Raw genomic sequence first — 19,585 nt, forward strand, 5'->3', positions numbered from 1 at the left:
ACGCTATGTGGTCTCCTCTGCCGGGTCATCCAGGACGCTGACCGCGATGCCATACGGCAGAAAACGAACCTTGCGCTTCGGGTCAATATTATTTCTGTTCGCGCGCAGGGCCTCGAGTTCAGTCGCATACACCTCTTCGACGTGAGCACTGCCACCACCGTCCACCGTGTAGATGGCCCACACCCCGTCGCCTGCCTCGCCGGCGGTCTCCGGATCAGGTCGCGTCCGCCGAGCCAGATCTTCGAGAATCGCCGACCACCCTGGTCGGCCTTCAGGACCGGCGAGGAAACCGCTGACCCGTTCGAACGCGTCTCGGAGCCCTTCGCTTCCCTCCCTGATCCGTCGATCAAATTCATCGGGATCAAAGCCGAACCCACCGTAGTCGCCCACAGTTACCTCCTCGCAGCCCATACCGATACTGCCCAGTGTGCGCGCAGCTACGAAGATCCGCCACGTGCGGTAGCCGGGAAGCGGCTATCATCGCTGGCGCCTACGTCGAGGTAGACGAGGCAAAAGGCGCCGAGGTTCACCTCGCCCGCGCCGCCGACGCCAAATGAGCCGCATTGATATTTTTTTGCCGTGTTGCGGGCGCAGCAAATCCATCAGGATCACTCGACCTCGTTGGACTTTTTGCCAGTTCAGCCTTTAGTCACGCGCGCACCACGACGCCGATGAATTCTGGCCAAACGCGGGTGGGACGGTTGCGCACTCCGCCAATCACCCAGGGCCAGGCCTGCTGAACGGGTTTTGCGAGTCCGAGCCACCCTGATGGTGCGGGGCTTGCTGCGCAGGGGCAGGCGGCTCAGGAGCCTCCTGCTGCGGAACCGGAACCGGAATCGGAATCGGAAGAAACGGGACGTGCAACCATTCGGTTTTGATCCGCACCGTCGTCGTGGGAGCCGTTGTGGTCGGCGGGTTGGTTGCGACCGGTGGGTTGGTTGTCGTCGGTGGCGGCTCAGGTGTCGTTGTCGTTGTTATGGGAGGCGTTGTCGTCGCGGACCACGGGCGTGGCGTCGTGGTAGCCACAGGCGGCGCCTTGGTCGTGGGCGCCACCGGTGCAGGAGGAGGCGGCGCAACACTGGTTGGGGCCGGTGCTGCGCTGGGAGCCGGCACGTCGCTGGGAGCCGGCACGTCGGCGGTGGGCGGCGGGATCGGACTAGGCGCCATAGAACTCGGCGCCGTTGGGCTCGGCGGCGGCACCGGCAAGGGCGCGAGGCTGGGCACCGCAGGCAGCTGACGCCGTTCGACGGCCGTAAGCGTGAACACCACACCACCGATTGCGGTAACTGCCACTAGCGCACACACTCCGATAAGCAGCTGGGATACCCGGAATCGGCGCCACGGAGGTTCTTGAGGCGCCTCGATCGCGTTCAGCTGCATCGACCAACTGGGGCCGTCTTCGTTGTAGGAGTCACCGTCGAACCGCACGGGCACATCGCCGGGGAACTCGGTCTGCGACCAAGCCAACTCGCGTTCTGTCAATGCATCCGGGTCGACCACCATCACGTCGCTGGCTGGCATTTCGAGGACGTCGGTGCTGGCGTGCGCAATCGCTGCGACGGCCAGGGTTGTCCGAGTCCGATAGCTGACTTCCTTGCCACGGGCGGCCAGCAGGAGAGCACCCGCCGCTGCCGCGTACGCAGGCTGTGAGACAGTCCGAACCGGTAGCTGGGTGTGGAACGAAAGACTTTGAGTGACAAGCGGAATACTGGCACCGCCGCCGACCGCGACTATCGCCGAAAGATCGGCCCAGCAAGCATTGTTGCGCGCCAGCATGTCATCAAAAGCACGGATGAAGCCGTTTAGCCGATCCTGTATCAAGTCTTCCACGTCTTGTTGTGTCACCTGGATACGGCAGCTACGACCGCGAAGCTGGCCGACTAATTCCGTTGTGGTGTCGGTGGACAAGCGCTCCTTGGCCGCTCGACATTGGTCCCGGAGCGGTCCGAGCTCACCGGAAGCGGCAGCGTCGTCCGGGTCGATGTCGCTGTAGCCGAGTTCTTCGAGGGCGCAGAGCAACAACGCGTGGTCGATCTGATCACCGGAGAAACCCTCGTAGCGCAGTGTGGGGCTGACCGACTCGAAATCCGACTTGGTGTCCACCAGCGTGACCGACGTGCCAGAACCGCCAAAATCGATTAGCCCCACCACGCCGCCGGCGGGCAGACACAGCTCGGAATTCACCGCAGTCAATGCCGCGATTGCGTCTGGAACCAACCGCGGCGCCATTCCGCTGCGTACGAAGCCGACATGAGTCCGCAGCCCACTGCGGAGTGCTTGCAACGTTTTTAGTTTCCAGTGCGCTGGTACGGCGATCACGATCTCCGACAAGCTCGCATCGGCACCTGCGGTACCCACCATCGCGTCCAACGCCTCGACGAGCAGTAGATCCGGATCGTGCGCTGACCCGTCCGTAGAAGCCAAGGTCACCGAGTCACCGATGCACTCCACGAAACCACTCATCAGAACGCCAGAATCAGTAACGCCCGGATTCTCGTCACGTGCACCGATTTTCGGAGCGCAATGCGGATATAGCGTCAACACGGCCCGACGCGAAATCGGCGAAAGCCCGTGATGCGCCGCGACCAGATTCGTGGTCCCGATCGACAACCCCAGCGGGTCGTACATAGAACAAATACCTTCATTGATAGGGTCAATGGCCAGCGCTAACCATAGCCGCGCACGACACCCACAATTTGTTCTCAACTTCATTGGTATACGGTCGATATGGTGTCGTCACCGAAGCGGTATGACCTCCGCCTTGACAAATTCCGCCGACTTAAACCGCGGTGAGCGGCAACGAACGCCTCGACTCACACTGGAATGTCGACCCGCCACTGACCTTGGTCACCAAAACTTCTGGCAACTCAGCCGCGGCAGTCTCGGTGCGGACCAGTTCAGCGGTCCAGTTGTCGTTCGTCCCGCTCACCCGAACGCTGACATATGGGTCTACAGCGGTGACGATCGCCTGGAGCGGCTGCACCGATTCGGGCGTGCAGAGCGAAATCCAGGAACCATCATCGTGGGCTGGCGAACGACGCACCATCACGCGGTCCCCGGCCGTTACCGCTGCGACATAGCCGGCGGGATTGAGCAGCGGGTGCAACTCGAGCGTCCTTAACACACCGTCAATTCCGCCGGGGAGCCCCAGCGCGCGGTGAATTCGCTCAGCACCAAGCCCGGCTATTCCAATCAGCTGGCGTGTACCCACCGAGACAGCCAGTTCGGGATCAGCAGTTGCTCGTTCGGCCACCGCGATGGTGAACGACAGGTTCAGCAAGTGCATCTGCAAACACACTTCGTCGGCAATCCGCACCAGCGCAGAGTGCGAGAATGCTCCGAAGTCAAGGTCGGCTAGCACTGCCCCCGAATAGTCGAACCGCCCTTCTTCGGACTGGTCGATCTCGTCCAGTTCCCAAGTAGCAGCCTTCTTTTCACGAACTAGGCACAACGCGGGAATACCCTCCACTTCAGGGTAGGACTCGTCGATGGTCACGGCCCAGGCACAGTGTGGATGCCTATCGGACGGAACCCGGGGCGGCCGGTGGATGGGCCGCACCTGTGCACGCGGGTTGGTCGCAATCGCTGTGGCGTCGAATGTCGGATCTTCGATGGTGTGGCACATACCGATGACGTAGTCCTCGCCCATCGGCTCCACATCGAGCAGAGCGCCGCAATGATCGAGATAGAACTCGCCGTGCCAACGATCGTGAAGGATGTAACGAAAATCCATAAACTGCGGCGGAGCACCGATATCGAGCTGTAGACCCTTGAAAATGGTCGGTACGTCGATACCCTCGAAGTTCAGCGCACGCTGCATACGCTTGGCGTAAATCGGGCTAGCCCCCGCCCATTCTTCAATAGCAATCTGTAGCATCGCCTCGCGGCCGAATTCCTGGATGCACCACGCCATGCCCGAACGATCGATCATCTGCCCGATCAGGAGCAGCTCCGGCACCAGAATTGCCAGCTCGCGGCGAGACAAGGCCGCGTAACGACTGCGGTACGGAGTCGTCGTCATAGTCCAAAAGTAGTCATGCGCGCCGCATATAGCAGCATGTGCTGCAATGGCCAGATGAGTCTTGGTGATGATAGACACGTTGCCCCCCACGACCCGACAGCTGATGCCGAAGCGATCAAGCAGGTCAAATACCGGTACCTACGAGCTCTGGACACCAAGCATTGGGACGATTTCGCAAACACACTCACCGAAGATGTCCGCGGCGACTATGGGTCATCCGTCGGTGAGGAGCTGCACTTCACCAACCGCTCGGACTTGGTCGGCTACATGCGCTCTGCGCTTGGCCCGGCCATAATTACTGAGCACCGGGTCGCCCACCCAGAAATCACGGTAAGCGGCGACACAGCAACGGGTACCTGGTATCTGCAAGACCGGGTAATCGTCGCCGAGGCCAATTTCATGCTGATCGGAGCGGCCTTCTACCGCGACCAATACCGGCGTACCCCGGATGGTTGGCGGATCAGCGCCACCGGCTACGACCGCACATACGAGGCGACGATGTCGGTAGCAAACATCGACTTCAAGGTGAAAACCGGCCGCGCTATAACCGATCCTAAAGCTGAATGAGAGACCCGGTTACTTCGCGATCGCGATCACCGCACCTGGCCTCAGCCAACGGATAATCTGCACCAGCGTGGCATCGTCGATTGCGACGCAGCCCGCCGTGGGGCCGCCGTCGGTGGTGTGAAAGAAAAACGCGGAGCCACCACCGGGGATCTTGGCTTTGTTGACACCCATCACGACCGAGTGTTTGTACTGCGGGATTTGCAGATTCTCACTCGCGGACGTATTGAACGGGCACTGCGACTTCTCGCACACCTGCATGGAGTTGAAGGTGGGGCTCTTGTCATCACCGCTCCACCAGTGGTTGGCCCCGACTCGGGTGTAAGGCAACCCGCCGCCAGGATTCGCCGCGGTCCCAAAGGCGGAGTCCAAGGTGTAGACGCCCATCGGGGTGGCCGGATACCCGCTCTTGGCCTTGGGCGCCATACCGGCTGAACCGATATGCGTGGGGATACCAGCTTTGAGCGGCTGCCAGCCTGCGGCAGTGCGCTGGTAGATATCCATCTTGGCGTTCGAGCCACCGGTTCCCACCACCGAGACCACCTGCACAGCATTGCCAACCGACTTCGCGAACCACGGTTTGACCACAGCCAAGCTCGTTGGGGCGAGCGCTATCGCTGCGCAACCTGTACATACCGCAGCACACACCACGGCTACCAATCGGCGCATCGTTTCATCGTCGAATCGACCCAGCCTCAGGGTCAAGTAAATGTTGTGACGCAGTTAGGTCTCTGCGGCGTGACAATGCGAGCACCCAAACGCAGTGGGCCTTCAGCGCATGGCACCCAGATCTGGTTCGGGTTGCTTGGGCGGCTCCATCAAAGCCTGAGCGCCGCGTTGGCCAGCGGAAAATATCAGTGGCGGCCGAAACACCCACAGGGATGCGAGGTAGTACACGTATCCGAGCGCCCAGCCAGCAATGACGTCGGACGGGTGATGAACGTTCAACGCAACCCTGGCCACACCCACTGTGACGATACTCAGCACACTCGCCGCAATCACGACAAGGCGCGTCTGTCAACGGCAAGTGAAAACTGATCAGGTTTCGGCAATCGAAAATTGACCAGCTTGGTTTCATTGGTCCTCGGCTGTGGTGGTGTGGCCGAGGTCTCGGTCTTTGATGCGGTAGCTGTCTCCTTTGAGGGCGATGACTTCGGCGTGATGGACGAGTCGGTCGATCATGGCGGCGGCGACTACGTCGTCGCCGAACACTTCGCCCCACCGCCCGAAGGGCTTATTCGAGGTGACGATGAGACTGGCCCGTTCGTAACGCGACGACACGAGTTGGAAGAACAGATTGGCGGCTTCGGGTTCAAACGGGATGTAGCCGACTTCATCGACAACCAGCAGGGGGTAGCGGGCCAGCCGCGCCAATTCGGCTTGCAGGGTGCTGTTGTGATGGGCGCGAGCAAGACGATCAACCCATTGCGAAGCGGTCGCGAACGCAACGCGGTGACCTGCTTGACAAGCGCGCATCGCAATCCCGATCGCCAGGTGGGTCTTGCCGGTCCCTGGTGGGCCGAGGAACACCACGTTGTCTTTAGCGGTGACGAAGTCCAGGGTGCCCAGATGGGCGATGATGTCGCGTTTGAGACCGCGGGCATGATCGAAGTCGAACTCTTCCAACGATTTACGTGATGGGAAGCGGGCAGCGCGGATGCGCCCTTCGCCGCCGTGAGATTCCCGAGCCGACACCTCACGCTGCAGACACGCCGCGAGGAATTCTTCATAGCTCCACGCTTCGGTTCGGGCGCGCTCAGCGAGACGTTCGATGGCCTCACGCAGCGTCGGGGCTTTCAACACCCGGGTCAGATACGCCAGCTCGGCGGTGACATCACGGCTGCTGGTCGCGGTCTTGGCAGCCATCACGCCACCGGCCCGTCAAGGCCCAACAAGGCGTCGTAATCAGCGAGACGGCGTTGTTCGACCTCCACGTGATGCGGTGGACCAACAACCTCGAGCCGTTTGCGCCGCAGCAGTTTCGCGGCCTGGACATGTTCGGGATCGCTGATCGTTTGATGTTTGGCCCAGATCCGGTCGTGGTCGGCGACCAGCGTGCCGTCACACCAGACCCGCACCCGGTTTAGATCTGCGATGATCTCGATACGGCGGCCGATCGCGGCCGGATGCACCGAGTAATCGTTGCTGTCGAGGCGCACGTAATGATCGCGAGGCAACCGCGTTGAGCGTCGCCATCCGATGCTGGGCCCAACCGGCGGCAATGCCAGCATCGCTGCGGTATCGGCGGCGATGCGATCTGCTGGCCGGCATCCCAGCACCCGATGCTGGCGGTGGTTGGCCCCCACCAGCCAGGCCTGCAACTGGATGTTGAAATCGGCTGGGGAGCCAAACACCCGCCCCGGCAAAAACGCCCGCTCCAAATAGTCATGGAACCGTTCAACCAGACCCTTGGCCTCAGGATCAGCGGGTTTACAGATCCCTACCGTGGTGGCCAAGGTCCCGCGGAAAGCCTGACATGCCGGGGTCAACTCTGGTCGGCGTGCCCGCCACCGCCCGACCGCGCCCTCACCATCCCACACCAACACCCGTGGAACCGCACCCAACGTCGAAAGATGCTGCCACCAACCGGCATACAAGTCTTCGGCAGCGCGTGTCGGAATCAACAGCGCCGAAGCCCACCGTGAATACCCACACACCATGGTCAACACCGGTAACGTCGCCGCCCTACGAACCTGGCCATACCCCACCGGCACCACAACATCGGGAAACCAGAAGTCACACTGCCCGACCTCACCGGCCACATACGTCGTCCGTGACACCGGATCCGGCGCCAAATACAGTGGCCGTAACTCACGCACCCGCCCACTCAGTGTGCGGATCGAATACGACCAACCGATCCGCTCAGCAATCACCGTCGCCGGCATCCGCGGATAGGCCGCCAACAACTCCCGAATCCGCGGCTCGGCCTCATCAGCAACAGAACCCCTCACCGCACGCCGATACTTCGGCGGCCCATCAGAAGCCAACGCCGACTTCACCGTATTCCGCGAAATACCCATCACCCGCGCAATCTCGGCAATCGGCAACTGCTCCGACCGGCGCAACCGGCGAATCTCAGCCCAATCCTCCACGTTCAACACCTGCCTCCTCCTTGACACATAGCCAAGGCACTCTAGGAAGCTGGTCAATTTTCAATTGCCGCCCACTGGTCAGTATTCAGTTGCCGCCGACAGCGTCGACCGGCTGGCCACCATGGGCAGCAAGAAGGTCAGCAGCGCGAACGCACAGGTCACCGCCTCCAGCGCATGTCCGGACGGGAAAGAGGTGGATGGTGCGGCGACCAGCGCGGTGGCCGGCCGCGGGCGGTCAGCCAGACCCTTGGCCACCATCGTCACCAGTCCGATGAGCGGGCCGCACACTAGCAACAGCAGCGCCATCCGCACCTTGCGTTGCACAAGTGCGATCACCGCCACCAGCAAACACAACGGCCGCAATACGAACGGGCCCAGGACAAAGCACACGACACTCCAGAACCACACCCAGGCCGGGTGCTTGATGCCTATGTCATGCGCCGCGTTGAGCAACGACCAGTCAAAGCTGCTCAACCAACGCCAATGCTCGGCCTCGCCCACCCACAAGACGGCATAGCTCCCGATAGCGACTAGCGCGACGAGGATGGCAACGACGGTGCGGGTGCGGATCATGCCTCAACCAATTCCCGTGTTGGGGCAACGACGACCCCGCGGTCGCATACTGGGTTCATGGCCGTGATTGTTCGCAGGTTGTTCGGCATCGGCAAGCTGCCCACCGACCTGCGAACCCAGGTGGAGGCAGAAGGAATCATCTACCTGGTCGAATACGTCCCGGTCACCAGGCGGTTTACCGGTGCGATTCCGGGCCTGCGGGCATCGCACAGTATCGCCAGCTACGGCGGCTCGCTGGCGTTCACCGCACAGCGGGTGCTGGCGACACTGTCGGTGGTGCCCAAGCTGGCCGGCCGCGAAGTCGATGTGCGTTGGCAGGAGGCGACTGCGGGTGCCGCGACCGTCGAGATCTCGTCAACCGGTCTGCGCCTCGAAGTCGACACCGCCGACGTTGACCCGAAGTTCAGCGGCCACCTCGGATTGCACTACAAGGCCGCCATCCCCGGCGACATCCTCGCCCGCTTGCCACGGCGATCGCTGGCCTTCGACGTCCCGCCCGAATACGTCTACCGCGCGGTCGGCGTGACCTACAGCCCTTAATCTAAGTCGACCGCAGCCACCTCTGGACAATTGGTCGAGTATGTCGATAGCCCCCCTCGGAAGGCTGCGTAATTCTGGCGAAGCTGGGGTTCCGGCGGGGCTCCGCACAGCTACCGCTGATGGACATCATTCACGCTAGCCGCAATTTTCTACCATTGCTCTGTGAAGGATCACGCGTTTAGCCCGCAGGAGCGCCAGGCTGTGTATCGCGTGATCTCCGAACGGCGTGACATGCGCCGGTTCACCCCCGGCGGTGTGGTACCCGAGAGCGTGTTGGCGCGCCTGTTGCAAGCAGCGCATGCCGCGCCCAGTGTCGGTCTGATGCAGCCGTGGCGATTCATCCGGATCACCGACGAGCAGCTCCGGCGACGTATCCATGCACTCGTCGACGAGGAGCGCGGGCTCACCGCCCGCGGTCTGGGGCAGCGGGCCGAAGAATTTCTAGCGCTGAAGGTCGAAGGCATACGCGATTGCGCCGAGCTGATGGTGGTGGCACTGCGCGACGACCGCGACGGACACATCTTCGGCCGCCGCACGTTACCGCAAATGGATCTGGCCTCGGTGTCGTGTGCAATTCAGAACCTGTGGCTGGCGGCCAGGTCCGAGGGGCTGGGTATGGGCTGGGTGTCGTTGTTCGATCCACGGCGTTTGGCGGCCTTGCTGACAATGCCCGCCGGTGCCGAGCCGGTGGCCATCCTTTGTCTGGGACCGGTGCCGGAATTTCCGGATCAGCCGGCGCTGGAATTAGACGGCTGGGCATTTGCACGGCCACTGGCGGAGTTTGTCTCGGAGAACCAATGGGATCCACCAACGCCAGATCGGACCGATTTTTCCGACTAGTCCGCTCACGGCGCCCGCTCGGCTGTCGGCTCGGGTATCGTCGCCGCTCGCCGGACGTAATTGGCGAAGTTGGAGAGGTGACGGAAATGGCGGGCGCAGGTGCGGCAGGCGACTCCGAACTCAACAACCAAAAAGACAATGTGCTCATCGTGCACTGGCACGACCTGGGCCGGCATCTAGGCGCTTACGGTCACCAGGATGTTTCCAGTCCGCGACTGGATCAACTCGCCGCCGAGGGCATCCTTTTGACCAGAGCCCATGCCACCGCGCCCCTGTGCTCGCCGTCGCGCGGATCACTATTTACCGGCCGCTACCCGCAGAGCAACGGGCTGGTGGGTCTGGCCCACCACGGCTGGGAATACCGTGCCGGAGTACGGACCCTTCCGCAGTTGTTGGCCGAATCGGGCTGGCATTCGTCTCTTTTCGGCATGCAACACGAGACCTCCTCCCCCAAACGGCTGGGTTTTGATGAGTTCGACGTGTCGAACTCATACTGCGAGTACGTCGTAGCGAGGGTCGAGGATTGGCTTCGGGCCGCAGCCACGACTGCATCTCGAAAACCGTTTTTGTTGACGGCGGGGTTCTTCGAGACGCATCGCCCGTACCCGCGCGAACGCTACGAGCCATCCGATAGCGCAACCGTCGATCCTCCCGACTACCTGCCCGACACCCCCGAGGTACGCCAAGACCTCGCCGAGTTCTATGGGTCTATCGCCACCGCCGACGCGGCCGTCGGCCAGATGTTGGACACACTGGCGGACACGGGATTGGATGAAGACACCTGGGTGGTGTTCCTCACCGATCACGGCGCGGCATTTCCCCGCGCGAAATCCACCCTCTACGAGGCCGGAACCGGCATTGCCATGATTATCCGCCCACCCACCCGGCAGGCGACGGAGGCCCGCGTCTACGAGGAACTATTCAGTGGTGTCGACCTAGTCCCGACCCTGCTTGAGCTGTTAGGGCTCGAGGTCCCCGCTGACATCGAGGGTGTGTCGCACGCGCAAACTCTGCTCACACCGAGCGCGCACCCTGAACCGGTGCGCGACCACGTGTGCACGATGAAGACCTATCACGATTCGTTCGACCCAATTCGGGCTATCCGGACTAAGGAATACAGCTACATCGAGAACTACGCGCCTCGACCACTGTTGGACCTGCCGTGGGACATTGAGGAAAGCCCGTCCGGGTTGGCCGTCGCACCGTTGGTCCAGGATCCTCGCCCCGATCGGGAGCTCTACGATCTGTGCGCCGACCCCACTGAAACCAACAATTTGTTGGCCGGTGACAACCCTGCAGCGGCGGATGCGATCGCAGCTGATCTTGCTGTCCGACTTCATGATTGGCGCCAGCGAACCAACGACGTCATACCTTCTGAGTTCGCCGGTTCCCGCATCGCGCAGCGATACACGGACACGTATCTGAAGATCCATCGCACGGCGCCTACCAGCCGGTCGGGGATCGCTGTCGACCGCGGGATCGAGGAGCAAATCTCACCCGCCGACCCATAGCCTTACTGACCTGCCGCTAAGCTCATCCGGTGCCTCGCCCCGCGACAGCGTATCTAGTACTCGCGACGCAACGAAGCGGCAGCACCCTTCTGGTCGAATCGCTGCGGGCAACCGGATGCGCGGGCGAACCACAAGAGTTCTTCCAGTACCTGCCCACCACCGGCATGGCGCCCCAGCCGCGGGAATGGTTCGCCGAGGTCGACGACGAGACGATCTTGCAGCTGCTCGACCCCGTGCAGCCTGGAACCCCAGACACCGCAACGCCGATTGCCTGGCGAGAACACATCCGAAGTTCGGGCCGCACGCCCAATGGCATTTGGGGCGGCAAACTGATGTGGAACCAGACCGAACTGCTGCAAAAGCGCGCGTCCCAGCTTCCCGACCGCAGCGGTGACGGCCTGCGCGCCGCTCTTCGCGACGTGATTGGCCGCGAACCTGTTTTCGTGCACGTCTATCGGCCAGATGTGGTCTCACAGGCGGTGTCGTTCTGGCGTGCCGCGCAGACACAGGTCTGGCGGGGCCGGCCCCACCCGGAACGCGACCTGCAGGCCGTCTACCACGCCGGCGCCATCGCGCACATCATCAAAAACCTACGTGATCAAGAAGCCGGCTGGCGCGCCTGGTTCAGTGCGGAAGCCATCACGCCGATCGATATTGCCTACCCGGTGCTGTGGCGCAACCTGACCACGATTGTCGCCGGTGTGCTGGAGGCAATCGGGCAGGATCCCAAGCTGGCGCCGCCACCGATGTTGGAACGGCAAGCCAACCAACGCTCCGATGAGTGGGTCGACCGCTATCGAAAAGAAGCGCCGCTTCTGGGGCTACCGAGTTAACCGACTTGCACCGCCCACCTGGGCCACCATGAACAGCCGCCGGAACGGGAAGATCGTCGTCCCATCAGGGCGAGCGGGGTATGCGTCGTTCAACAGCGGGACCAGTTCCTGGCGAAACTGCTCCCACACTTCGTCGCTGAGTCGCTCGCGCACCGGAACAAGCGCCGTGCCGGTAATCCATTCCAGCACCGGGTTCTCACCCGTCAACTGGTGCAAATATGTTGTCTCCCACACATCAACCTTGCACCCGGCGTCCATCAATAGGTCGGCGTAGTGCGCCGGTGAATGAACAACCGCTCCTACGCGAAACGGTATGTCTCGCATGACCTTTGCGTAAGGCTCACGGCGAGCCAACGCCCGCACCACCGCATGCGAGGGTGTTTCGAAATTGCCGGGGATCTGGATTCCGATCCACGTTCCGGCCGCCAACTCGCCAATCCACCGGACCAGCAGCTCAGAATGCTCGGGGACCCAATGCAGGGCCGCGTTGCTGAGCACCACGTCTGTGTCAGGCCTAGGCTTCCAGGTCCGCACATCGCCGACGGTGGCGTCTATCCCGCGCTCACGGGCCGCGGCGACCATCTCTGGTGAGCTGTCCACAGCCTCGACCACAGCGCCGGGCCAGCGCCGGGCAAGGTATCGGGTCAGGTTGCCCGGGCCGCAGCCGAGATCGACCACCCGGCGTGGCCGTTCGGCAGCGACCCGAGACAGCAATTCGTGGAACGGACGCCCACGATGATCAGCAAAAGCCAAATAAACGTTGGGATCCCACATGTCGGTCCTCCTGCTAGAAACCGTCGCTGCTCGAAGCTATACCAACAAACCGTATTACCGGACACCCTAGGAATGCGCGTCGAAGCTGCCGAAAATTGCCAACGCGGCCAAATGAGTCTGCGACCGGCGTGATTGGCGGGATACGATCGGCGGAATGCCCGAGATTTCCGGGGCGCGGAAAAATGTCGACGCCAGCCCGAGCGCCTCACTGGCGGCCATTCCCGACGCACCTGCCACAGCCGCGACGGCTGGTTTGCCCCAACGCTCCGCATTGTCGCTGCGCCAACGTATGACCGTCGACGCATCCTCAATCGCCGATGTCGCATTGCGGACCGCTACTGCCTCAGTGCTCGCCGCAACGGTGGCGCCGGCCGTACTCTTCCGAGCCATACGCGGCGTCAATTCCAGCAGTGAACGCAGCAACCTGGCTTTCTACGCAGACCTCGCGAACGAACGCGACCCGACAAAATCGTTTCCAGCGCCGACCGAGCTCCCCAGGATCTCTTCGCGGAGAGCCAACCCGTTCACCGAGCGGATCGCGCAGGGCAGGGTCAACAACATCACGTTCACCAGTCGATTCCAGGCAATAAACCCCACCATGCGCGCGCAATGGAGCGCATTGACCGCCAACAACATCGTGCGAGCACAGCATTGGTGTCACGAAGACGGACCGCGGCCGACGTTGTGCGTCATCCACGGCTTCATGGGATCGTCCTACTTAATCAACGGGTTGTTTTTCGCCCTGCCCTGGTATTACCGATCCGGCTATGACGTTGTGTTGTATACCTTGCCGTTTCACGGCCAACGGGCCGAAAAGTTATCGCCGTTCAGCGGTTTCGGCTATTTCGCCAGCGGCTTGAGTGGTTTCGCTGAAGCGATGGCCCAGGCAGTCTGCGACTTTCGCTCCATTGTCGACTATCTGCGCTACACCGGTGTTGAGCGCATTGCGCTCACCGGTATTTCGCTGGGCGGCTACACGGCCGCGTTGCTGGCTTCCGTCGAAGACCGCCTCGAGGCCGTAATCCCTAACTGCCCTGTTGTGACGCCAGCGGCGACGTTCAGCGAATGGTTCCCGGCCAACAAAATCTTCCGAATGGGACGGCGGCTCAGCAAAATCAGCGACGAAGAGCTAGCCGCGGGGCTCTCCTACCATGGCCCGATGAACTACCAACCACTGCTTTCCCCTAGCCGTCGGATGATCATCACCGGACTCGGCGACCGGATGGCGCCACCTGATCAGGCCGTCATGCTGTGGGAACATTGGGATCGCTGTACGCTGCACTGGTTCCCCGGCGGCCATGTACTGCACGTAAGTCAGTTGGACTATCTGCAGCGGATGACGCGGTTCCTGCGTGACATCATGTTCGACTAGGGGCCTCGTGGTTCAGGACCTGGTGTGTCCCAGTCCCAGCGGTAGGCCAGTCGATTCCGGCCAGCAGGCCCGGCGCTGCGGTGTGCCCATCGAGCCGCTGAGTGGACGACGGGTCCAATGCCGCAAGCGCCGGCAGCTGATCTCCGCGTTGCGGGGTCAGTCCGGAAACTGGCGCGGCGCTCCCCGGCAATGCCTCCGTCCGGAAGGAACATGCGACCGCCACTGTGTAGTCGCTCGGATGACCCGCGATTTCCAGCGCCACCCAAGTCTCACGCGCCGGATACGACCTGATCGCGGTCAATGTCTCGGGCAAACCCTCATCCACACTGACCCGATATGCCGCAACGTAATCCGAGTCACCTTGACACACACCGCGCCAAACTTCTTTGGCGTCGCGAGCCAGCACCTGCGGAAGGTCGTTGGCAACGACCGTACTTGCTTCCCAACCGATCTCACGAAGGTGGTCAGCAAGCCGGCGAGCCGCAACCTGAGCCGTCTCGTGCACCGGCACCCGCGATGAACGCGCTAGCAACGCATCGAGATTGTCAGCAGCCGACACCGTCAGCCCAATCCATGTCTCGTAGGCGCCGGATGTGCTGCCGCGGCTGGTGATTCGGATGGTATCGGCACGCAGGCCGTAGCAGTCAAGGTACTGGGCTATCCGCAGCAGAGGGAGCGCATCTCCGTCGAAGGCCGGCGAACCGACCCGCAACAGCGCTGTGGTCGTTGTGCCGCAATCGGATACGAACCGCAGTCGACGGCGGAGCAGGATCGCCAACCGACGCCGCAGCAAGGTCGTGAGATGCAGGCCGCGCCACCAGCTGAACAACACAATGACGACGGCCGCGCCGACACCGACTATCCAATAGTCGCGTGCTGACCGCCACGGGTAGGCCATCACGGCGGGCACTATTGCCAGTAGCGCCAACGTGATACGGCCGCTTCCCGGCCAGACGATCGATCGGTGCAGAGTCACCGGGTGGCCTCCTTTCGCCGACGCGCGGCTATAGCGACAGTGGTCGCGGTGGCCGCGACCAACAAGATCAGCACTGCGCTTCCAGCGAGTGCAATGTTCCGCGGCGTGTTGTCTTTTGGCGCTGGCGCCGGCGGAATGGCAACCGGCTTTGTCGCCGCCATATCAGGTGCTTCGCCAAATCGGGAGCCAGACTCATCTCGGGTTCCTACACCAGCGGGCAGTTCCCAGGTCAAAGCGGCCACCGCGTCAAGATCGCCAGCGCCCACGACATTCGAGGGTGCACGGGCGCCGTCACGCGCCGTGGCTGTGATGCGACGCACCACCTCGGTAGCAGTCAACTCGGGGTACCTGCTGCGGATCAACGCTGCAACTCCCGAGACGTAGCCGGCCGCGTAGCTGGTACCACTGAGACCCACAATTTTCCGGTGGTCGCCCGGCAGACCGTTAGCCAGACCACCACCATCGTCGTTGCTGACCGACACAATGTTCTCGCCCGGGGCCGCGATACCCACCCAGGGTCCAGCCATAGTGAAGTTCGACGGTTTCCCGTGCGAAGTGAGCGAGGCAACCGACAGCACATAGGGCTGCCACAACGACGGAACGGAGACAGAAGTGACACCCGCCCAGTTCCGTGGATCGTCCGGACGGCTGAGGTCAGTGAGTGGATTGGACTCGCACGACATACCAGCACCAACTAAGCCGGTCGCGCCGCTGTTGCCTGCGGCGGCCACAATCACAGCGTCCTTTTCGACGGCCGCATACCTTATCGCCGCTCCGAGCTCAGCTTGGTCAACCACCCGATCGACAGGCAGGCAGGTTATCGCGGAGATATTGATAACACGCGCACCAAGGTCCGCCGCACGCACGATAGCCCGGGCCAGCGTCGCGATCTGCAGCGCTGCGCGAGCCATCAGCGGATCCTCACCAGGTCTCTGCGGTGAGAACTTCGCGGACGTCACTCTGATGGATAGCACCCTCGCCGCGGGCGCCACCCCGGAGAAGCCATCCCCACTACGCGGGTCCGGTTGGCCGGCTATGACTCCGGCAACCAGAGTGCCATGCCCGTCACAGTCGGTTAGCCCGTCGGTCGACGCCAGGAAGTCGCCGCCGGGATTGACGTTGGGTAGTCGCCGGCCCGGCCGAACCCCGGTATCGATGACCGCCACAAGCTGACCTTCACCCCGAGAGAACTGCCACGCCGCAGGAAGATTCAGCATCGTTTGACTAGCTGCGGCGACGGCGGGATCGGTACCCGGAATAACACCGGAGACAGTGCACTTGCCCCGCTGCTTCATCGGCTGCAGTGGTTTCGGAGTTCCACTTGGAGGCCGCACGTCGGAGTCAACCACTGGCGGGGTAATCGCCATTGCAGACGAGCAGGTCGCCAGCGCCCCTGTTGATAGAACTGCTAGCGCCGCTGCGAAGCAGGCTGAGCCGGCCCGTTTCATCGATTGAGAACCCAGGTGAACAGACCAACCAGGTATGCCATGACGGGAATCAGCGAAGCATCCAGGCCGACAGTGACAAAACCCAGCAGCCGGCGAACCGGCAGCGCATAGCTGTCCGGCGAGGCGATTTGCGGGTTCAATGCAACAACCACCCAGGCCAACGTGAGGACCGTGAGAATCAGCACCGCACTGAACGCCGCGACGTATTGCCCCGTCGCGGCGTAGAGCACCAGCAGGATTCCGGCCACCAGGTAAGGCTGAGCGAGCAACCAGGTTTTACATGCAGCCGAATCCCACACTCGAGCACGCAACATGGCCGCGGCCGCAGTTGCCGCCACCACGTACCAGCCCAAACCGCTGACCACCTCGGGGCGCAATGCGATTGCCACCGATCCCAGCACGCTGAGCAATACGGCCGCGGCAATAAAACCGTTTTGATGAGCGTCGCCGACCCGTACCCGCCGCGGTAAATCCTGAAGGACCCGAGCTGACGGCGCCGACGGAGTCGGGTCGCCCGGCGCTGGGATGACCGGCAGCGGCAGTCGTGCCCACAATGCCGAGAGCTGAGGCGTTTGTATGGTGAGTAGCAGTGCAGCCACGATCAACCCGCAGCCGACAGTCAGGATCGGCAGCTGCCACAGCAATTCCGCGCCCGCTGCTAGCAAGACCCCGAACCCGACCACCGCGGTCGCGGTGAAGACAGAGACGACACGTTCGCGTTCTACACTGGGAACAATCAAGGTGATCAGCGACCAAGCCGTGACGCCCGCTGCAGCAAGCATCAGCTGGGCCGGCCCGAATCTTCCGGGCACCACCAAAGCCAGCGCAGCGCCGATAGGCAACAGCGCAACCATCGCCAGCAGGATCGCGGTGCGCGCCCAGCGAGACACCAGCAGAAGAGCAGCCAACCCGGTAAAGGCCGCGATCCCGCTGACTGCAAGCAGCGGGGCCAACTCTGCGGTGACCGCCCGGTAGGTAGCCGACAAACCGGTTCCCAACATGACGACAGCGATCACCGCAGCCAGTGCGTAACGTTGGATATGCGCTGTGGCCCAGGGGTTACGCCGGGACGTCGAGAAGATCATGGCCGCGTCCGCTATGTCCTCGACAATGCCGGGTGCGGCCGGACCGACGGGCACCGACTGCAGCGCAAGCAAGTCACCGTCAACGACTCCGACGGTGTCCAAGCTGGCATCCAGGCTGAACGGCGCGCCACCAATGGGTGCCAGACTCTGCAACGCAGCATCGGACGCGGGGTCCGAAGGGGCGCTGTTTTGCTCTGCGGGAACCACCAAACGCTGCACCGCGGGCAGGATTTCACGCAGCGGCAACTCGGCGGGCAAAGCCATCTCCGTTAACCTGCTGTCCGCGAGAACCGCAACGCGGACGATCGGCATAGTGGCGCCGGCCATTACCGGGCCCTCGACCCGTGACTGCAGGACGATTCCTGGGACATCGTGCTCTCTTCTCTGTATTGGTTTCTGCTATGGGGTTTGAGCGGCAAGATCCCGGGCAAGCCGTTGGCCCGGGAACCATTGCCCGTCCGGCAAGCCGGCGGTTAGCTGCTCGATCGCGACCGCGATCGCGAACGTTGTTCCGGGGCGAAAAGTCGAGATCCACTCGCCGTCGAATGCCCGAGACGGACTAACCAGCACCCGTCCGGCGATGGTGTCCACAATGCTGACACCGACCTCCGTGGTGCTGTGTTCACCATCGCGGCGGCACCCGGCGACGATCTCGACGTAGCTGCGCGGACCGGCGAATACCGCCTCCACCACCGGTCGGGCGGATGCCGGGATACCCAAGTAGTCGACGACATCTCGGAGGGCTGCGCCGGACCGCAGCTGCTCGTCCGCTCGAGCGCCGACGCGCATCGGAAGGCTGAACTCGTCGAACCGCGCTGGGGGCCGCTGCGCCAGCCCAGCACCGAGCACGGGAACCAACGCCCGCGGGTCGTCGATATCCATCGCCGTCAAGGTGATCAGCTGCGCGCTGCGCAGCGCGACTACGGTTCTGGCGGCCCCGGGGGCTTTGCCGGTGCCGCCGGCTTGTTGCGCGACAATGCCGCGCAACAATTCGCTGTCGCCGTCGGCACTGGCGGGCCCAACGTAACGCAGGTCAAGCCAACGATCGGGGAAGCACACAGTTTTGATCCAGTCCCCGACCGCCGGGTTGACAACTCCATTTTGAGAACCGTCGTCCGACAACAGGCCCATCCGGTTCAGTTCGTCCCGCTGACTGTCGAAGAACGCGTTCCGTTGGGCGGCATCACTGTATGGCGTGGTGATTGCCAGCACCCACGGAAAACTGCCCGCTCCCACCGTTTCGGCAATGAACCAGGCGTTGTCGACCGTCAGCTCGACGGCGTTGGGTTTTGCGTTCATCAAAATCTAGCTAGCCGGCTGCTAGCCGCCCCATTTGGCGGCTTCGGCCTGGTCGCGAGCCATCATGGACATGGTGTTGGCTTCGTGGGTGCCGGCCATCGACTGATATGCCCGCACCAGGTCCTCCATCGCCTGGTTCCACTGAGCCTGCCAAGCCTGATAGGTCAGACCGGTATCACCCTGCCAGGCATTCGACAAAGCAGCCTGCTCGCTGGCGATGTCGGCACCCAGCGCCTGCATCGTGCCGGCATAGCCGGACATCTCACCGGCGTGACTCAACATCGCCGGGTAGTTGTACATGATCTGCGACATGACAAATCCTTTCGAAGTTGGTGGCTGTTAGGTCAGAAGCCGGTATAGGCCGACGCCGCGGCGGCATCAGCGGCGACATACGTGCCCGCCGCATCACCAAGGTTCACCTGAGCGACATCCAGCAAGGTATTGACCCTGGCAGCCACCTCCAAGAACCGGGCGTGCGAAGCCTGAAACGCCGCCGCCGACTCCCCCATATGAAAGGCCTGCGCCGACAGCGCCGCTTGCTCCGCTTGACCGATGGTGTGGCGCATCAGCCCGGCTTTGGCACCAAACGCCGACTGCGACGCCACCAACTGTGGAATGTGCGCATCTAAAAGACTCATCGCGTATCCTCTCGACCCT

The 19,585-nt window shown here is 62.6% G+C and carries 19 protein-coding genes and 2 pseudogenes; 6 read left to right on the forward strand and 15 right to left on the reverse strand.

The annotated features are described in order from the left end of the window. Positions 1 to 3: 3 nt before the first annotated feature. From ACO07W_RS09475 to ACO07W_RS09485, 3 genes are all read right to left on the reverse strand, one after another. Positions 4 to 390, reverse strand: a complete 387-nt coding sequence (locus ACO07W_RS09475; protein WP_421842654.1) for a hypothetical protein — start codon at positions 388 to 390, stop codon at positions 4 to 6. Between the two features lie 327 nt (positions 391 to 717). After that, a complete protein-coding gene (locus ACO07W_RS09480; RefSeq protein ID WP_421842656.1) occupies positions 718 to 2,628 on the reverse strand; it encodes an Hsp70 family protein in 1,911 nt (636 codons plus the stop codon). A 151-nt stretch (positions 2,629 to 2,779) separates the two neighbouring features. After that, on the reverse strand, positions 2,780 to 4,021 hold the full coding sequence (locus tag ACO07W_RS09485; RefSeq protein ID WP_421842658.1) for a hypothetical protein: 1,242 nt from the start codon (positions 4,019 to 4,021) through the stop codon (positions 2,780 to 2,782). 36 nt (positions 4,022 to 4,057) lie between these two features. On the opposite strand from ACO07W_RS09485, the gene ACO07W_RS09490 reads away from it, so the two are divergent. Further along, complete coding sequence (locus ACO07W_RS09490) at positions 4,058 to 4,588, forward strand: nuclear transport factor 2 family protein (RefSeq protein ID WP_421845902.1); 531 nt, start codon at positions 4,058 to 4,060, stop codon at positions 4,586 to 4,588. Between the two features lie 9 nt (positions 4,589 to 4,597). Here ACO07W_RS09490 and ACO07W_RS09495 read toward each other — a convergent pair whose 3' ends face one another. The 5 genes and pseudogenes from ACO07W_RS09495 to ACO07W_RS09515 all read right to left on the reverse strand — a co-directional run. Beyond that, positions 4,598 to 5,254, reverse strand: coding sequence for a L,D-transpeptidase family protein (locus tag ACO07W_RS09495; protein ID WP_421842660.1), 657 nt, complete (start codon positions 5,252 to 5,254; stop codon positions 4,598 to 4,600). Positions 5,255 to 5,356: 102 nt separating this feature from the next. After that, positions 5,357 to 5,599 (reverse strand): annotated as a pseudogene (locus tag ACO07W_RS09500) (phosphatase PAP2 family protein); the annotation flags it as partial. A gap of 60 nt (positions 5,600 to 5,659) precedes the next feature. Continuing rightward, on the reverse strand, positions 5,660 to 6,451 hold the full coding sequence (gene istB / locus ACO07W_RS09505) for an IS21-like element helper ATPase IstB (RefSeq protein WP_421839995.1): 792 nt from the start codon (positions 6,449 to 6,451) through the stop codon (positions 5,660 to 5,662). Beyond that, positions 6,451 to 7,686 carry an IS21 family transposase gene (istA, locus tag ACO07W_RS09510; protein ID WP_421839994.1) on the reverse strand — a complete coding sequence of 412 codons (1,236 nt, stop codon included), beginning with the start codon at positions 7,684 to 7,686 and terminating at the stop codon, positions 6,451 to 6,453. Before istA ends, istB begins: the two co-directional genes overlap by 1 nt. A gap of 93 nt (positions 7,687 to 7,779) precedes the next feature. Further along, positions 7,780 to 8,250 (reverse strand): annotated as a pseudogene (locus tag ACO07W_RS09515) (phosphatase PAP2 family protein); the annotation flags it as partial. 57 nt (positions 8,251 to 8,307) lie between these two features. On the opposite strand from ACO07W_RS09515, the gene ACO07W_RS09520 reads away from it, so the two are divergent. From ACO07W_RS09520 to stf0, 4 genes are all read left to right on the forward strand, one after another. Further along, entirely contained in the window at positions 8,308 to 8,790 is a 483-nt protein-coding gene (locus tag ACO07W_RS09520; RefSeq protein ID WP_421842662.1) for a hypothetical protein, read from the forward strand. Between the two features lie 162 nt (positions 8,791 to 8,952). Further along, positions 8,953 to 9,630, forward strand: a complete 678-nt coding sequence (bluB, locus tag ACO07W_RS09525; protein WP_421842664.1) for a 5,6-dimethylbenzimidazole synthase — start codon at positions 8,953 to 8,955, stop codon at positions 9,628 to 9,630. A gap of 86 nt (positions 9,631 to 9,716) precedes the next feature. Next, positions 9,717 to 11,141 carry a sulfatase gene (locus ACO07W_RS09530; RefSeq protein ID WP_421842666.1) on the forward strand — a complete coding sequence of 475 codons (1,425 nt, stop codon included), beginning with the start codon at positions 9,717 to 9,719 and terminating at the stop codon, positions 11,139 to 11,141. Positions 11,142 to 11,170: 29 nt separating this feature from the next. Further along, positions 11,171 to 11,974, forward strand: coding sequence for a trehalose 2-sulfotransferase (stf0, locus tag ACO07W_RS09535; protein ID WP_421842668.1), 804 nt, complete (start codon positions 11,171 to 11,173; stop codon positions 11,972 to 11,974). Here stf0 and ACO07W_RS09540 read toward each other — a convergent pair. Continuing rightward, positions 11,963 to 12,748, reverse strand: coding sequence for a trans-aconitate 2-methyltransferase (locus tag ACO07W_RS09540; RefSeq protein WP_421842670.1), 786 nt, complete (start codon positions 12,746 to 12,748; stop codon positions 11,963 to 11,965). The genes stf0 and ACO07W_RS09540 overlap by 12 nt on opposite strands. 154 nt (positions 12,749 to 12,902) lie before the next feature. Between ACO07W_RS09540 and ACO07W_RS09545 the strand changes: the two genes are divergently transcribed. Next, a complete protein-coding gene (locus ACO07W_RS09545) occupies positions 12,903 to 14,120 on the forward strand; it encodes an alpha/beta hydrolase family protein (protein WP_421842672.1) in 1,218 nt (405 codons plus the stop codon). Here the strand turns inward: ACO07W_RS09545 and eccE are convergent. The 6 genes from eccE to esxG form a co-directional block, all read right to left on the reverse strand. After that, positions 14,107 to 15,096, reverse strand: coding sequence for a type VII secretion protein EccE (gene eccE, locus ACO07W_RS09550; protein WP_421842674.1), 990 nt, complete (start codon positions 15,094 to 15,096; stop codon positions 14,107 to 14,109). The two genes, ACO07W_RS09545 and eccE, sit on opposite strands and share 14 nt — an antisense overlap. Further along, positions 15,093 to 16,544, reverse strand: coding sequence for a type VII secretion-associated serine protease mycosin (gene mycP, locus ACO07W_RS09555; protein WP_421842676.1), 1,452 nt, complete (start codon positions 16,542 to 16,544; stop codon positions 15,093 to 15,095). Before mycP ends, eccE begins: the two co-directional genes overlap by 4 nt. Further along, complete coding sequence (gene eccD / locus ACO07W_RS09560) at positions 16,541 to 17,956, reverse strand: type VII secretion integral membrane protein EccD (RefSeq protein WP_421842678.1); 1,416 nt, start codon at positions 17,954 to 17,956, stop codon at positions 16,541 to 16,543. The genes mycP and eccD overlap by 4 nt, the downstream gene beginning before the upstream one ends. 72 nt (positions 17,957 to 18,028) lie before the next feature. Further along, the gene (locus ACO07W_RS09565) at positions 18,029 to 18,928 is read right to left on the reverse strand and encodes an ESX secretion-associated protein EspG (protein ID WP_421842680.1); all 900 of its coding nucleotides are present in this window, start codon (positions 18,926 to 18,928) and stop codon (positions 18,029 to 18,031) included. A 21-nt stretch (positions 18,929 to 18,949) separates the two neighbouring features. Continuing rightward, positions 18,950 to 19,240, reverse strand: coding sequence for a WXG100 family type VII secretion target (locus tag ACO07W_RS09570; protein WP_421842682.1), 291 nt, complete (start codon positions 19,238 to 19,240; stop codon positions 18,950 to 18,952). Between the two features lie 32 nt (positions 19,241 to 19,272). After that, a complete protein-coding gene (gene esxG / locus ACO07W_RS09575) occupies positions 19,273 to 19,566 on the reverse strand; it encodes a type VII secretion system protein EsxG (protein ID WP_421842684.1) in 294 nt (97 codons plus the stop codon). Between the last annotated feature and the right edge of the window lie 19 nt (positions 19,567 to 19,585).

Origin of the sequence: Mycobacterium sp., from assembly GCF_965230835.1 — a bacterium.
Taxonomy (GTDB): domain Bacteria; phylum Actinomycetota; class Actinomycetes; order Mycobacteriales; family Mycobacteriaceae; genus Mycobacterium.

Bases quoted from the DNA above. Each gene is read 5' to 3' on its own strand.
- ACO07W_RS09480 (WP_421842656.1), bottom strand. From the start codon at position 2,628: ATGTACGACCCGCTGGGGTTGTCGATCGGGACCACGAATCTGGTCGCG.
- ACO07W_RS09485 (WP_421842658.1), bottom strand. From the start codon at position 4,021: ATGACGACGACTCCGTACCGCAGTCGTTACGCGGCCTTGTCTCGCCGC.
- ACO07W_RS09490 (WP_421845902.1), top strand. From the start codon at position 4,058: ATGTGCTGCAATGGCCAGATGAGTCTTGGTGATGATAGACACGTTGCC.
- ACO07W_RS09495 (WP_421842660.1), bottom strand. From the start codon at position 5,254: ATGCGCCGATTGGTAGCCGTGGTGTGTGCTGCGGTATGTACAGGTTGC.
- istB (WP_421839995.1), bottom strand. From the start codon at position 6,451: ATGGCTGCCAAGACCGCGACCAGCAGCCGTGATGTCACCGCCGAGCTG.
- ACO07W_RS09520 (WP_421842662.1), top strand. From the start codon at position 8,308: ATGGCCGTGATTGTTCGCAGGTTGTTCGGCATCGGCAAGCTGCCCACC.
- ACO07W_RS09530 (WP_421842666.1), top strand. From the start codon at position 9,717: ATGGCGGGCGCAGGTGCGGCAGGCGACTCCGAACTCAACAACCAAAAA.
- ACO07W_RS09540 (WP_421842670.1), bottom strand. From the start codon at position 12,748: ATGTGGGATCCCAACGTTTATTTGGCTTTTGCTGATCATCGTGGGCGT.
- ACO07W_RS09545 (WP_421842672.1), top strand. From the start codon at position 12,903: ATGCCCGAGATTTCCGGGGCGCGGAAAAATGTCGACGCCAGCCCGAGC.
- mycP (WP_421842676.1), bottom strand. From the start codon at position 16,544: ATGAAACGGGCCGGCTCAGCCTGCTTCGCAGCGGCGCTAGCAGTTCTA.
- eccD (WP_421842678.1), bottom strand. From the start codon at position 17,956: ATGGCCGGCGCCACTATGCCGATCGTCCGCGTTGCGGTTCTCGCGGAC.
- ACO07W_RS09565 (WP_421842680.1), bottom strand. From the start codon at position 18,928: ATGAACGCAAAACCCAACGCCGTCGAGCTGACGGTCGACAACGCCTGG.
- ACO07W_RS09570 (WP_421842682.1), bottom strand. From the start codon at position 19,240: ATGTCGCAGATCATGTACAACTACCCGGCGATGTTGAGTCACGCCGGT.
- esxG (WP_421842684.1), bottom strand. From the start codon at position 19,566: ATGAGTCTTTTAGATGCGCACATTCCACAGTTGGTGGCGTCGCAGTCG.